This window comes from Rhodanobacter sp. OR92 (genome assembly GCF_000427545.1).
Classification (GTDB): Bacteria; Pseudomonadota; Gammaproteobacteria; order Xanthomonadales; family Rhodanobacteraceae; genus Rhodanobacter; species Rhodanobacter denitrificans.
Genome location: NZ_ATYF01000012.1, coordinates 382,397 through 395,842 on the forward strand (window position 1 = coordinate 382,397; position 13,446 = coordinate 395,842).

At 68.7% G+C, this 13,446-nt stretch carries 12 protein-coding genes; 8 read left to right on the top strand and 4 right to left on the bottom strand.

Annotated features, from left to right (window positions below):
• The first annotated feature begins 65 nt into the window (after window positions 1-65).
• Window positions 66-3,605, top strand: a complete 3,540-nt coding sequence (gene dnaE / locus RHOOR92_RS0107120) for a DNA polymerase III subunit alpha (protein ID WP_027489940.1) — start codon at window positions 66-68, stop codon at window positions 3,603-3,605.
• Window positions 3,606-3,725: 120 nt separating this feature from the next.
• On the opposite strand, the gene RHOOR92_RS0107125 is transcribed toward dnaE, so the two are convergent.
• Entirely contained in the window at window positions 3,726-4,100 is a 375-nt protein-coding gene (locus RHOOR92_RS0107125; RefSeq protein ID WP_007512025.1) for a YajD family HNH nuclease, read from the bottom strand.
• Between the two features lie 159 nt (window positions 4,101-4,259).
• Here RHOOR92_RS0107125 and accA point away from each other — a divergent pair, with 159 nt between their 5' ends.
• From accA to RHOOR92_RS0107150, 5 genes are all read left to right on the top strand, one after another.
• Window positions 4,260-5,216 (top strand): acetyl-CoA carboxylase carboxyl transferase subunit alpha, encoded by a 957-nt coding sequence (gene accA / locus RHOOR92_RS0107130; protein WP_007512023.1) that lies wholly within the window; start codon window positions 4,260-4,262, stop codon window positions 5,214-5,216.
• 63 nt (window positions 5,217-5,279) lie between these two features.
• On the top strand, window positions 5,280-6,014 hold the full coding sequence (locus tag RHOOR92_RS0107135; protein ID WP_007512021.1) for an NYN domain-containing protein: 735 nt from the start codon (window positions 5,280-5,282) through the stop codon (window positions 6,012-6,014).
• On the top strand, window positions 6,011-7,315 hold the full coding sequence (gene tilS / locus RHOOR92_RS0107140) for a tRNA lysidine(34) synthetase TilS (RefSeq protein WP_027489941.1): 1,305 nt from the start codon (window positions 6,011-6,013) through the stop codon (window positions 7,313-7,315). Before RHOOR92_RS0107135 ends, tilS begins: the two co-directional genes overlap by 4 nt.
• Window positions 7,316-7,390: 75 nt before the next feature.
• A complete protein-coding gene (locus RHOOR92_RS0107145; protein ID WP_007511994.1) occupies window positions 7,391-7,648 on the top strand; it encodes an exodeoxyribonuclease VII small subunit in 258 nt (85 codons plus the stop codon).
• On the top strand, window positions 7,632-8,531 hold the full coding sequence (locus RHOOR92_RS0107150; RefSeq protein WP_007511992.1) for a farnesyl diphosphate synthase: 900 nt from the start codon (window positions 7,632-7,634) through the stop codon (window positions 8,529-8,531). Before RHOOR92_RS0107145 ends, RHOOR92_RS0107150 begins: the two co-directional genes overlap by 17 nt.
• A 64-nt stretch (window positions 8,532-8,595) precedes the next feature.
• Here RHOOR92_RS0107150 and RHOOR92_RS0107155 read toward each other — a convergent pair whose 3' ends face one another.
• Together RHOOR92_RS0107155 and pmbA are read right to left on the bottom strand one after the other, a co-directional pair.
• Window positions 8,596-8,997 carry a DUF4870 domain-containing protein gene (locus RHOOR92_RS0107155; RefSeq protein ID WP_015447095.1) on the bottom strand — a complete coding sequence of 134 codons (402 nt, stop codon included), beginning with the start codon at window positions 8,995-8,997 and terminating at the stop codon, window positions 8,596-8,598.
• A 238-nt stretch (window positions 8,998-9,235) separates the two neighbouring features.
• Entirely contained in the window at window positions 9,236-10,603 is a 1,368-nt protein-coding gene (gene pmbA / locus RHOOR92_RS0107160; protein WP_007511988.1) for a metalloprotease PmbA, read from the bottom strand.
• A gap of 107 nt (window positions 10,604-10,710) precedes the next feature.
• On the opposite strand from pmbA, the gene RHOOR92_RS0107165 reads away from it, so the two are divergent.
• The gene (locus RHOOR92_RS0107165; RefSeq protein WP_007511986.1) at window positions 10,711-10,980 is read left to right on the top strand and encodes a DUF1653 domain-containing protein; all 270 of its coding nucleotides are present in this window, start codon (window positions 10,711-10,713) and stop codon (window positions 10,978-10,980) included.
• A 29-nt stretch (window positions 10,981-11,009) separates the two neighbouring features.
• Window positions 11,010-11,561, top strand: coding sequence for a ribosome biogenesis factor YjgA (yjgA, locus tag RHOOR92_RS0107170; RefSeq protein WP_007511983.1), 552 nt, complete (start codon window positions 11,010-11,012; stop codon window positions 11,559-11,561).
• Between the two features lie 313 nt (window positions 11,562-11,874).
• On the opposite strand, the gene RHOOR92_RS0107180 is transcribed toward yjgA, so the two are convergent.
• Window positions 11,875-13,260 (bottom strand): cytochrome C, encoded by a 1,386-nt coding sequence (locus RHOOR92_RS0107180; protein WP_100224901.1) that lies wholly within the window; start codon window positions 13,258-13,260, stop codon window positions 11,875-11,877.
• Window positions 13,261-13,446 lie beyond the last annotated feature (186 nt).

The following is a 13,446-nucleotide window of genomic DNA, read 5'->3' on the forward strand; positions in this document are numbered from 1 at the left end:
GGAAGTCAATCTTGCCGCTGGGCAAGGTGCCGGGTAGCCTGCGGGGACTCACCGCGCAAGAACGCATGACCGTCCGCTATACCCACCTGCACCTGCACAGCGAATACTCGCTGGTCGATTCGACCATCCGCATCAAGGCGCTGGTCGCCGCCTGCGTGCGCGACGGCATCCCGGCGCTGGCGCTGACCGACGACAGCAACATGTTCGCGCTGGTGAAGTTCTACAAGGCCTGCAGCGCCGCCGGCATCAAGCCGATCGGCGGCTGCGACCTGTGGATGGCCGCGCCGGACGACCCGCGCCCGTGGCGGCTCACCCTGCTGTGCCAGCACCGCGCGGGCTATCTCAATTTGTCGCGGCTGGTCTCGCGCGCCTGGCAGGAGGGTCAGCACGGCGGCCGCGCGCTGGTCGAGGCCGGCTGGCTCACCGCCGACGCCAGCGACGGGCTGATCGCCCTGCTCGGCCGCGAGAGCGAAGTCGGCCGCCTCGCGCTGAACCAGGGCAACGAGGCCGCACTGGCGAAGCTGCGTCCGCTGGCGCGGCTGTTCCCCGAGCGGCTGTACCTGGAGCTGACCCGCTGCGGCCGCGAGGGCGAAGAAGCCTGGAACACCGCCGCGCTGGCGCTGGCCGCCGAACTGGGCCTGCCGGTGCTGGCCAGCAACGACGTGCGCTTCCTCACCCAGAACGATTTCGGCGCGCACGAGGCGCGCGTGTGCATCCAGCAGGGCCGCGTGCTGGCCGACCCCAAGCGCCCGCGCGACTACAGCGACCAGCAATACCTGAAGACGCCGGAGGAAATGGCCGCGCTGTTCGCGGACCTGCCCGAGGCGCTGGAAAACACCGTCGAACTGGCGAAACGCTGCACCCTGGAACTGAAGTTCGGCACCTACTACCTGCCCGACTTCCCGGTGCCCGCAGGCCACGACCTCGACAGCCACATCCGCGAGCTGGCACGGCAAGGTCTCAAGGAACGCCTGGCCAACGCGCCGCTGGCCGCCGACCACACGCTCGCCGACTACCAGGCGCGGCTGGAGCGCGAGCTAGACGTCATCGTCAAGATGGGCTTCCCCGGCTACTTCCTGATCGTGGCGGACTTCATCAACTGGGGCAAACAGAACGGCATCCCGGTTGGCCCCGGCCGCGGTTCCGGTGCCGGCTCGCTGGTGGCCTGGGCGCTGAAGATCACCGACCTGGACCCGTTGCAGTTCAACCTGCTGTTCGAGCGCTTCCTCAACCCCGAACGCGTGTCGATGCCCGACTTCGACATCGACTTCTGCATGGACCGCCGCGACGAGGTGATCGACTACGTGGCGCGCAAGTACGGCCGCGACCGCGTCAGCCAGATCATCACCTACGGCTCGATGGCCGCCAAGGCCGTGCTGCGCGACTCCGGCCGCGTGCTCGGCTTCGGCTACACCCAAGTCGACCGCATCGCCAAGCTGATCCCGGCGCGGCCGCTCGACCTCACGCTGTCGTGCGCGCTGGGCCGCAGCGAGAAGGCGAAGAAGGAGCCCGAGCGCGTCGTCAAGGAATTCTGCGAGCTGTACGAGCAGGACGAGGAAGCGCGTGCGCTGATCGACCTGGCGCTGAAGCTCGAAAACCTCACCCGCAACGCCGGCAAGCACGCCGGCGGCGTGGTGATCGCGCCCAGCCCGCTCACCGACTTCGCGCCGCTGTACTGCGAAGCCGGCGGCGGCGGCGTGGTGACCCAGTACGACAAGGACGATGTCGAGGCGGTCGGCCTGGTCAAGTTCGACTTCCTCGGCCTGCGCACGCTGACCATCATCGACTGGGCGGTGAAGGCGATCAACGCGCGCCGCGCGAAAGCCGGCGAGGCCCTGCTCGACATCTCGGCGCTGCCGCTGGACGACCCGGCGTCGTACGAGCTGCTGAAGAAGGCGCAGACCGTCGCGGTGTTCCAGCTGGAATCCTCCGGCATGCAGCGCATGCTGAAGGACGCGAAACCCGACCGCTTCGAGGACATCATCGCGCTGGTGGCGCTGTACCGCCCCGGCCCGATGGACCTGATCCCCAGCTTCGTGGCGCGCAAGCACGGCCGCGAGGACGTGGAATACCCCGACCCGCGCGTCGAGCCGATCCTGAAAGAGACCTACGGCATCATGGTCTACCAGGAACAGGTGATGCAGATGGCGCAGATCGTCGGCGGCTACTCGCTCGGCGGCGCCGACCTGCTGCGCCGCGCGATGGGCAAGAAGAAACTCGAGGAGATGGCCAAGGAGCGCGCCAAGTTCCGCGAAGGCGCGGCGAAGGACGGCCTCAGCGGCGAGAAGGCCGATTCCATCTTCGACCTGATGGAGAAGTTCGCCGGCTACGGCTTCAACAAGTCGCATGCCGCCGCCTACGCGCTGGTTTCCTACCAGACCGCCTGGCTGAAGGCGCACTACCCGGCCGAGTTCATGGCCGCGACGATCTCCTCGGACATGGACAACACCGACAAGGTGGTGACCTTCCTCGACGAGTCGCGCGCCATCGGCATCGCCGTGCAGCCGCCGGACGTCAACGCGTCCGAGTACATGTTCGTGGCAGTGGAACCGAAGGTCATCCAGTATGGCCTCGGCGCGATCAAGGGCGTCGGCCAGGGCGCCTGCGAAGCCATCGTCGCCGAGCGCGCCAACGGCAGGTACGCCGACCTGGCCGACTTCTGCCGCCGCGTCGATCCGACCCGGCTCAACCGCCGCGTGCTGGAGGCGCTGATCCTCTCCGGCGCTCTGGATGCGCTCGCCGCCAACCGCGCCAGCCTGATGCTGCAGCTGCCCGACGCGATCAAGGCCGCCGAACAGCACCTGCGCGACCGCCAGTCCGGCCAGAACGACATGTTCGGCGCAGCAATGGGCAACGCCACGCCGGTGCTGAAGATCGAGTTGCCGACCGTGCCCGAATGGCCGCTGGAGCAGAAGCTGCAGGGCGAGCGCGACACGCTCGGCCATTACCTGTCCGGCCATCCCACCGACCCGTGGAAGGACGAGCTGGCGCAGCTGTCGAGCTGCCCGCTCGGCGAGATCGCCGACCGCTACCAGCCGCCGAAGCCGCGCAAGAACGACCACGACGACGGCAACCGTTTCCGCCGCGGCCCCGACACGCCATGGACCGTCGCCGGCATGGTCACCGCCGTGCGCAAGCGCGGCGACAGCGACGCGTTCGTGCGGCTGGAGGACGGCAGCGGCATCATCGAGGTGAGCTTCTTCGGCGAGCTGTACCAGCAGATGGCGCCGCTGCTGACCCGTGACGAGATGCTGGTGGTCGACGGCGGCCTGCGCATCGACGACTTCTCCGGCGGCGGCTTCCAGCTGCGCGCGCGCAGCGCCTGCTCACTGGCCGACGCCTGCCGCCGGCACGCGCGATTGCTGCAGCTGAAGTTGAACGGCATCGGCCCGGGTTTCGTCGGCCAGCTGCAGCAGGCGCTGGCCGGCTACCGCGGCGGCCGCACCAGCGTGACCCTGCACGGCTACCGCAACCGCCATGCGCAGGCCGATCTCGAACTCGGCGAAGCCTGGCGCGTGGAAGCCATCCCGGAGCTGCTGCGCACCGTGCGCGCCCTGCCCGGCGTGCAGGCCGCGCGCCTGCGCATCGTCAAGCAGCAGGACTGAGCCGCTTCGCCCCCGCAGGAGCCCGCTCGCGGCGATGCTTTGAAAGCCCGGATGACCAGACATTCGTCTGTTGAGAGCCGGAATTCGCAAAAGCAAAAAGCATCGCCCGCGAGCGGGCTCCTACGACTTGCCTCGTTCCATCATCGCCTTCAAATCCGCGAACGGATTGCCGGTGGCCGGCGCCGCCGCCTCCACCGCCATCACCCCACCGCGCACATGGTCGATGTACCGCGCGTGCTCGTTGTCGTGGCAGTACACGCACAACAGTTCCCAGTTGCTGCCGTCCGGCGGGTTGAAATCGTGGTCGTGGTTGCGGTGGTGCACGGTCAGTTCCTGCAGGTTGGCGCGGGTGAACTCGCGCGCACAACGACCGCACACCCACGGGTACATCTTCAGCGCGCGCTCGCGATAGCCCAGTTCGCGTTGTTCGGCGGCGCGCCGGGCCTCGGCCACGATGCGGTCGAGTTTCGCGTTGTCGATGGGCTTGCTGGGCATGGCGAGGATCCGGCGGCGGCGTTCGATGGGGCGGACGATAGCGCAACCGCCCGGCCTGCGGCAGGCATCTGTCGATCCCGTCACAGCCATACGGCGGCGTTCTCGCGTTTTTCTGCGGGACGGTATACTGAGTCGCTTCTGTGCCATGAATAGCAACGAATGAACCCCAACTTCCTCGATTTCGAACAACCGATTGCCGAACTGGACGCGAAGATCGAAGAGCTTCGCCACGCCAGTGACGGCCAGGCGTTCAACATCGAGGACGAGGTGGGCCGCCTGCGCGAGAAGCTGAAGATCAAGACCGCCGAGATCTTCCGCAACCTCAACTCGTGGCAGACCACCCAGCTCTCGCGCCATCCGGCGCGGCCGTACACGCTGGACTACATCGGCGTGATCTGCGAGGAGTTCCACGAGCTGGCCGGCGACCGCATGTACGCCGAGGACGCCGCCATCGTGGGCGGGCTGGGCCGCATCAATGGTCGACCGGTGGTGATCATCGGCCACCAGAAGGGCCGCAACACCAAGGACAAGGTGCGCCGCAACTTCGGCATGCCGCGCCCCGAGGGCTACCGCAAGGCACTGCGCCTGATGAAGATGGCCGAGCGCTTCGGCCTGCCGCTGCTGACCCTGATCGACACCCCCGGCGCCTACCCCGGCGTGGGCGCCGAGGAACGCGGCCAGAGCGAGGCGATCGCGCGCAACCTGCTGGAGATGGCCGAGCTGAAAGTGCCGATCATCTGCACCGTGATCGGCGAGGGCGGCTCCGGCGGCGCGCTGGCGATCGGCGTGGGCGACCGCACCAATATGCTGCAGTACTCGACCTATTCGGTGATCTCGCCGGAAGGCTGCGCCTCGATCCTGTGGAAAAGCCCGGACAAGGTGAAGGACGCCGCCGAGGCGCTGGGCATGACCGCACCGCGCCTGTTCGAACTGGGCCTGGTCGACAAGCTGATCCGCGAACCGCTGGGCGGCGCACACCGCAACCCGCGCTCGATGGCGATCCGCCTGAAGGCGGTGCTGCTGAACCAGCTCGACGAACTGCAGGCGATGCCGCCCACCGATCTGCTGCAGCAACGCTACCAGCGGTTGCGCGGCTACGGCGCGTACCAGGAATAGCCGCCTGCAGCCGGCCCGGCCGCGCGCTACCATCGGCGGCATTCCCGCCGCCGGTAGCCGACCATGGCCCATGACAAGCTCGCCGTACTGATCGACGCCGACAACGCCCGCCCGGCGATCGTCGAGGGCCTGCTGGCCGAGGTGGCCAAGTACGGCACCGCGCACGTCAAGCGCATCTACGGCGACTGGACCAAGCCCGATCTCAGCGGCTGGAAGGAAGTGCTGTTGCGCCATTCGATCCAGCCGATCCAGCAGTTCCGCTACACGGTCGGCAAGAACGCCACCGACTCGGCGATGATCATCGACGCGATGGACCTGCTCTACGCCGGGCGCTTCGACGGCTTCTGCATCGTCTCCAGCGACAGCGACTTCACCCGGCTTGCCTCGCGCATCCGCGAATCCGGCCAGACCGTGTACGGTTTCGGCGAGAAGAAGACGCCCGAGCCGTTCCGCACCGCCTGCGACAAGTTCATCTACACCGAGGTGCTGGCCGGCATCGCCGAGACCGAGACCGCGGCGGCGCCGAAGCAGCGCTCGGCGAAGGAGCTGCGCGGCGACACGCGCCTGATGAACCTGCTGCGCGGCGCGCTGGAGGCCGCCTCGGACGACACCGGCTGGGCCAGCCTGGGCACCATCGGCAACATCATCAGCAAGCAGTCGCCCGACTTTGACTCGCGCAATTACGGCTACGCCAAGCTCAGCGGCCTGATCAAGGGGATCGGCCTGTTCGACACCGAGGAACGGCAGATCGGCAACGGCAAGCACCTCTACGTGCGGCCCCGCGAAAGCAGGAAGTGAACGAGCCGCTGCACCAGCACCTGCAGGCTGCGCTGGCGTCCATGCCGTTGCCGGCAGGGCTGTGCGTGGCGTTCAGCGGTGGCCCGGATTCCAGCGCCCTGCTGCATGCGCTGGCGCAGTTGCCGGCCGCACGCATGCACGGACTGCGCGCGCTGCATGTCGACCACGCGCTGCACCCGGACAGCGCGGCATGGGCGGCGCACTGCGAGCGCTTCTGCGCCGTCCTGGACGTGCCGTGCGAGGTGCTGCGCGTGCGGGTCGACGGCGACACCGGGCTGGGCGTGGAAGCCGCCGCACGCGACGCGCGCTACGCCGCGCTGGCGATGCAACTGCGCGAAGGCGACTGCCTGCTGCTCGGCCACCATCGCGATGACCAGGCCGAGACGGTACTGCTGAAACTGTTGCGCGGCGCCGGACCGGAAGGACTCGGCGGCATGCGCGCGCTGCGCCCGTTCGGCCGCGGCCAGCTGTGGCGCCCGCTGCTGGCGCTGTCGCGGCGGCAGTTGCGCGATTACGTGGCGGCACACCGGCTCGAATGGATCGACGACCCCTCCAACGCCGACACCCGCCTCGCGCGCAACCAGCTGCGCCACGAGATCCTGCCGCGGCTGGCGCGGCACTGGCCGCAAGCAGTGGATTCGATCCTGCACAGCGCCGCCCTGTGCCGCGCCGCGGCGGACGCACTGCAAGCGCACTGGCTGGCCGCCTTCGACGCGCTGCACGACGCGGCCAGCGGCAGCCTCGACGCCCTCGGCTGGCTGGCGCTGGCGCCGGCGCTGCGCGAGCCCTTGCTCGACCACTGGCTGCACGCGCGCGGCCTGCGCGCCCCCGGCAAGGCGCAACGCCGGCAGATCGAACGCCAGTGCGGCGCGCGTGCCGGCCAGCTGCCATGCGTCCGCTGGGCCGGTACCGAACTGCACATCTGGAAAGGCCGGCTGTGGGCGCTGCCGCCCGGGCGCGCCGTCGACGCCGGCTGGCAGGTGCGCTGGCGCGGCGAGCCGCTGGCACTCCCCGATGGCGGCGAGCTGACCCTGGCCATCGAGGACACCCGCCTCGACGAGCCGCTGCTGGTGTGCCTGCGCCGCGGCGGCGAGCGCATCAAGCCCGACGGCGACGCGCACACGCGCGAGCTGCGCGACCTGTTCCAGCAGGCGCAGCTGCCGCCGTGGCGGCGCCACGCCTGTCCGCTGCTGTACGCCGACGACGAGCTGGTCGCGGTGGCCGACCGCTGGATCAGCGCCCGTGGCGCGGCAATTTTCCGCCAAGCCGGCACATCGCCGCGCTGGCGCGCGGGGCGCTGATCCAGGTCACGCCGACGCCGCTCCGCAGCCCGCGCAGATTGATTCCGGACAGCCGCTGCGCTAGCGTTGCGGGCCATGGCCAAGACCGCTCCCACCCCCGGCAAGACCCCGCCCGCCGCCGATTTCGAACACTCCCTCGACGAGCTGGAGCAACTGGTCGCGAAGATGGAGAGCGGCGAGATGAGCCTGGATGAATCGCTGGCCTCGTTCGAGCGCGGCATCGGCCTGTTCCGCCATTGCCAGCAGTCGCTGGAGCAGGCCGAACTGCGCGTGCGGCTGCTGCTCGACCCCGAAGCCCCCGACAGCGCCGAACCGTTTGAACCCGAACTCTGAGCTTGGCCCCGCCCTGCAGTCGCTGATCGCCCGCGCCGAACAGGCGCTGGACCACAGCCTGCCGCCGGCCGACTACTCCCCCGCCGAACTGCATCGCGCGATGCGCTACGCCGTGCTCGGCGGTGGCAAGCGGCTGCGCCCGCTGCTGGTCTACGCCGGCGCGCATGCACTGGGCGAAGACGGTCCGTCGCTGGATGCCGCCGCATGCGCGGTGGAACTGATCCACGCCTACTCGCTGGTGCATGACGACCTGCCCGCGATGGACGACGACGCGCTGCGCCGCGGCCGCCCGACCTGCCACGTGGTGTTCGGCGAGGCGATGGCGATCCTCGCCGGCGACGCGCTGCAGGCGCTGGCGTTCGAGATCCTCGCCGACGATGCCGCACGCCGCGCCGACGCGGCCACCGGCGTCGCCATGCTGCGTGCGCTGGGCCGCGCCTGCGGCGCCGAGGGCATGGCCGGTGGCCAGGCACTGGACCTGGCGGCAGTCGGCCAGACGCTGACGCTGGACGCACTGGAACACATGCACGCCTGCAAGACCGGCGCGCTGATCCGCGCCTCGGTGCAACTGGGCGCGCTCGCCGCCGGCGCCGACGCCAACGCGCTGCAGGCGCTGGACCGCTACGCGCACGCGGTCGGCCTGGCCTTCCAGGTGCGCGACGACATCCTCGACGTGGAAGGCGAATCGGCGGTGATCGGCAAGACTGCCGGCAAGGACGCCGCCGCCGCCAAGCCCACCTTCCCCTCGATCATCGGCCTCGACGCCTCGCGCGCGCGACTGGCCGAGCTGACCGACGCCGCGCTGGCCGCGATCGTCCCGCTGGGCAAACGTGCCGGGCTGCTGGAAGAACTGGCGCGGTACGCCGCCCATCGCCGCTACTGAGCCGATCCCCCGCACGAAAAAGGGCGGCTTGCGCCGCCCTCGTTTCACCGCAGCGTCGACTGGCTCAGCTGACCAGCCGCAGCGTGAACGGGTAGCGGTAGGTGGTGCCTTCGTTCGCCTTGATCGTGGCGATGATCACGAACACCACCCAGCCGACCGCCAACACCGCCAGCAGCAGGAAGCCGATCAGGATGAAGCACAGGATCCAGCTCACCACGGCGGCGATCCCCACGGTGATGTTGAAGTTCAGCGCTTCCTTGCCCTGGTCGTTGACGAACGGCATGGTGTCCTTCTTGATCAGCCAGATCACCAGCGGCCCGATGATGCTGCCCAACGGGATGATCACGCCGACCAGCGCGGACAGGTGCGCGAACATCGCCCATTGACGCTCCTCGGCGGAAGGCCCCCCGGCCATCGGCGGCTCGCTCGGCGGGGGCGGAATGACGGACTCGGGTGGAACGCTCATGCGCATCTCCTTGTAGTGGGAACTTGCGTCGACGGCTCGCCGGCGACTGGCCGGTTGCGCCGATGCTAGCAAGGCTCGCGTCGCTTTGCCGCATGAATCTGCGAGCCGTCAACGCCGGGGCGCGCCCTGTGCGCGATGTTCTTGTCTCTTTGCTCCTGCTGCATCCAGGGCAGAGAGCTTCAGAGGCAAGAGCTTTGAGGGCGGCAAGGGGGCAACCGCACTCTTACGGCAATCGCTACTACTCGCCCGCCACGGTCATGCGCTCGAGCAGGATCGAGCCGGTGAGGATGTGCGAGCGCGGGTCGACGTCGGCGCCCACCGCGACAATGCCGGCGAACATGTCGCGCAGGTTCGCCGCGATGGTGATGCCCTCGACCGGGTAGGCGATCGCGCCGTTTTCCACCCAGAACCCCGCCGCGCCGCGCGAATAATCGCCGGTGACGGTGGACACGCCCTGGCCCATCACTTCGGTCACCAGCAGGCCGTTGCCCAGGCGTTGCAGCATGCCGTCGAAGTCGCTGCGCTCGCCGTCGACGCTCCCCGGCTCCACGATCAGGTTGTGTACGCCACCGGCATTGCCGGTCGATGGCAGTCCGAGCTTGCGCGCCGAATAGCTGCCCAGCACGTAGCGCGCCAGCACGCCGCCCTCGACCAGCGCGCCGTCGACGGTGGCCACGCCCTCGGCGTCGAAGTTGCCCGAGCCCTGGCCGCGCGGCAGACGCGGCCGCTCGTCGATGTTCAGCCACGCCGGCATGATCCGCTTGCCGGCGTGGTCGAGCAGGAAGCTGGCCTGGCGGTACAGCGCGCCGCCGCTGACCGCGCCGAGCAGATGGCCGACCAACCCGCGCGCCAGCTCCGGCGCGAACAGCACCGGGCACTGCCGCGTCGACAGGCTGCGCGCACCCATGCGCGCCAGCGTGCGTTCGGCGGCCTTGTCGCCGAGCGCCTGCGCGCTGATGAAATCGCTGGCCGCGCGCACGCTGTCGTACCAGTAGTCGCGCTGCATGCCGTCGCCCTCGCCGGCGATCAGCGCCAGCGACAGCGCATGCCGCGTGCCGCGCTCGCGCCCGACGAAGCCGTGCGAATTCGCATACACCGACAGCCCTTCGCCCGCCTGCACGCTGGCGCCGTCGGAATTGCTGATGCCGGCATGGGCGCGGCCGGCGTCCTCGATGGCGACGCCCAGCGCGATCGCCTGCGCGGTGTCGATGGCCCACGGATGCCACAGGTCGAGATCGGGAAACGCGGTGGCCATGCGCGCCGCATCGGCCAGCCCGGCGGCCGGGTCGGCCTCGGTGTAGCGGGCGATCGCGCAGGCCTGCTCCAGCGTGGCCTGGATCGAATCGGGGTGGAGATCGGCGGTGCTGGCCGAGCCCTTGCGCTGGCCGAAATACACGGTGAGCCCGAAACCGCGGTCGCGGGTGTGTTCCACCGTTTCCACCTCGCCCAGGCGCACGTTCACGCTCAAGCCCGTGTCAATGCTCGCCGCCACCTCGGCCTGGCTGGCGCCGGCGGCGCGGGCGCGGCGGATCACGTCCTCGGCCAGCTCCGCCAGGCGATCAAGCTCGTGAAGACTGCGGTCCTGGCTGATGGCAACTTCGCTCACGTTCGGGCTTTCCTGAGAGATAGGCGGGTAGAATAAGCGGTTCGCGACCGCCGACCCCGTAACGTGGGGGCGCGGCGGCGAAATGAAAAGAGCTGCGGAGAACGCCCATGCAACCCACCGCCGGCATCTATCGTCACTACAAGGGTCAGCGCTACCGCGTGCTGGGCACCGCCCGCCATAGCGAAACGATGGAACCGCTGGTGGTCTACCAGGCGCTCTACGGCGATCACGGCCTGTGGGTGCGCCCTGCCGCGATGTTCAGCGAGACCATCGAGCTGGACGGCGAGCCGATCGCCCGCTTCGCGCTGGAACAGGCCGAGCTGGACCCGGCCGGACCAGGCCCGACCGGGCTAGCCAGCAACGACCCGCACGCCTGATCCACCCGTTTTTCCTCTGGAATGAACCCGTGAGCCCGAGCCGCAGCCGCAACCAGACCGAACTCGACGACGCGGACTACGGCCCCAGCCGTACCCAGCAGCGCCGCGAGGCGCTGGCCATCCTGACCCTGGCCGGCCAGCTGATCGAGTTGCCGCCGAGCAAGCTGGCCAAGCTGGCCCTCCCCGAAGACGTGCGCCGCGAGGTCGACGTCACCCGCCGCATCACTTCGCACGGCGCGAAGAAGCGCCAGCTCGCCTTCCTCGCCAAGGTGATGCGCCGCTACGGCGACGAGGACTTCGCCGCCGTGCGCGCCGAACTCGGCGAGAACCGCGAGAAGCAGCGCCAGGAAACCGCCGCGATGCACCGCCTGGAGGCGATGCGCGACCGGCTGGTTGCCGAGGACGAAAGCGCGCTCTCCGAACTGATCGCCGAGCATCCGCAGGTCGATCGCCAGCACCTGCGCTCGCTGGTGCGCCAGGTGCGCATCGAGAAGGACACGCCGAACAAGCCGCCGCGGGCGTACCGGGAGATCTTCCAGTTGCTGAAGGATCTGCAGGCGGGCGATTCGGCCGAAGGCTGACGCATCAGCCCGCAGGAGCGCTCCTGTCCACAAGGGACTTCCTTCGGTCGTGCGCGATGCCCTTGGCTCTCCGTGGCATTCAGAGCAAAGGGCCTTCGGCCACTTGCGGTAGCCGAAAGCCCTTCGCTTTAGCTCCACCAGTCAAGCATCGACATGACTTCGCGGCAATCGCCCTTCGACTTCACTGTGCCTGCCCTGGGCTCGTCGAAGGACTCATGGCCAACGAACTCTGTTGCCATATGGACGTCCATCTGATCCCAATGGGCATCCGTGACCGCTTGCACCAGAACCGCCCATTTTCATCGACGCACGCTCAGATCGCCAGCCACACGTAGAAGTAGAGTGTGTTGTTGTCGCTGGCGTTGCGTCCTGCTCCGTCGATGTTGTGCACGCGTCCGCTGAAACGGTTGAAGTACGTGTACTCCAGGCCCAGCCGCACGTTGGCCCACGGCTGCGCCCACGAGTTGGACTGGCCAAACGGGCTGTAGCCGAGCTCGATGCTTTCGCCCTGGGTGTTCGGCGAGCCGTCGTTGCCGTAGAGCGTGGCGTCCTTGCTGCCGTTGTCGACGAAGGCTGCCAGGGTCACGCCGTAGGTATGGCGGTACCAGTAGCTGGCCTTGAGGTTGAGCGACTGCAGGCTGTTGCGCAGATGGTCCGATCCGCCACCGCCGTAGGTGGCATCCAGGCGCTGGTTCTCGTGGACGTACAGTCCGTCGACGGTGATCGCGTGATCGTCCTTGATGTACATGTAGCTGGCATCGATGCCGAAGTCGCGGAACCGGTCGGTCGGCCCGGGCAACGCCACCGCGTCACCGGCCGCGTTGGTGCCGACCTGTCCGCGGCGCATGTTCAGCATGAAGCCGCCGAGGGAGACGCTGCCGGTGGGCAGGTTCCACGTATAGGCCAGGCGCGCATAGGGCGTGACCCCGCTCAGGCGGCCGTCGAAATGGCCATTGACGCTGCGCAGGAAGGCCGGCGACAGCGAGCGATAGCCGCCCAGCTCCATGTACCAGGCGCCGTCCAGCTGCATGTAGGCGCTGACACCGACCACCTGGGCGGCGAGGCCGCCGAGCAGCATCGGCTGGGCGGGTGCCCCGGGGGCCAGGTCGGCCGACATGTAGGGGTACTTCCACGCCGGTGCGGTGTTGAGCACGTCGCTGACGGTGGGGTTGTTGTTGAGCGAGATGCCCCAGATGCCGCTGTGGCTGCCATGGCTGAACATGCGCGCGTAGCGCCAGTCCATGTTGTCCCAGCCGAGCAGGCCGCCGTTCTCGGAGTAGGTCGCCTGCGCGAAGACGCCGATGTGCTCGCTCAATCGGCCGGCCAGGAACGCCGACGCCTGCTGCAACTCGGTGTTGTTGTTGGTGCCGAAGCCGTTGGCCGGGGCCTCCGGCTGGGCTTTCTGCGTGTGGGTGAACGACTCGACCAGCATTGCCGAAAGCGGCACGTCGGTCTGCTCGCCGACCTTCATGGTGTAGCCCATCAGCTTGAACTGGCGTCCGAACTGGGTGAGCTCCGGCCCGAAGCCGCCCACATGGCAAGCCACGCAGGGCTGCTGGGTCTGTCGCGCGTACGAGGGCACCGCCGATGCCAGGGTGGGTATCCCCAGCCATGCGAGCGCGATCAGCGCGACCCAGCGCGGTGGTCGAGCGAGGGCGGTGAACCAGCTCGAAATGAGGCTATTCTGGCAAGTGTTCATGACATGCTCCCCACGATTCCAGTGTGATGGCTGGATGCAGGCGCAGTCTTTGCCGATCGGATGACCCCGATATTGACGTCCATCAAACGCCGGCGATACGTCTCTCGCGCGCAATGTCGCAGGCGCTGCAGCAGCACACGGAATATCGCCGGGCCATCACGGGCGCACCCGATCGGCGGCCACCGG

Coding starts and splice junctions, on each gene's coding strand:
- dnaE (WP_027489940.1), top strand. CDS start 66: ATGACCGTCCGCTATACCCACCTGCACCTGCACAGCGAATACTCGCTG.
- RHOOR92_RS0107125 (WP_007512025.1), bottom strand. CDS start 4,100: ATGCCCAGCAAGCCCATCGACAACGCGAAACTCGACCGCATCGTGGCC.
- accA (WP_007512023.1), top strand. CDS start 4,260: ATGAACCCCAACTTCCTCGATTTCGAACAACCGATTGCCGAACTGGAC.
- RHOOR92_RS0107135 (WP_007512021.1), top strand. CDS start 5,280: ATGGCCCATGACAAGCTCGCCGTACTGATCGACGCCGACAACGCCCGC.
- RHOOR92_RS0107145 (WP_007511994.1), top strand. CDS start 7,391: ATGGCCAAGACCGCTCCCACCCCCGGCAAGACCCCGCCCGCCGCCGAT.
- RHOOR92_RS0107155 (WP_015447095.1), bottom strand. CDS start 8,997: ATGAGCGTTCCACCCGAGTCCGTCATTCCGCCCCCGCCGAGCGAGCCG.
- RHOOR92_RS0107165 (WP_007511986.1), top strand. CDS start 10,711: ATGCAACCCACCGCCGGCATCTATCGTCACTACAAGGGTCAGCGCTAC.
- RHOOR92_RS0107180 (WP_100224901.1), bottom strand. CDS start 13,260: ATGAACACTTGCCAGAATAGCCTCATTTCGAGCTGGTTCACCGCCCTC.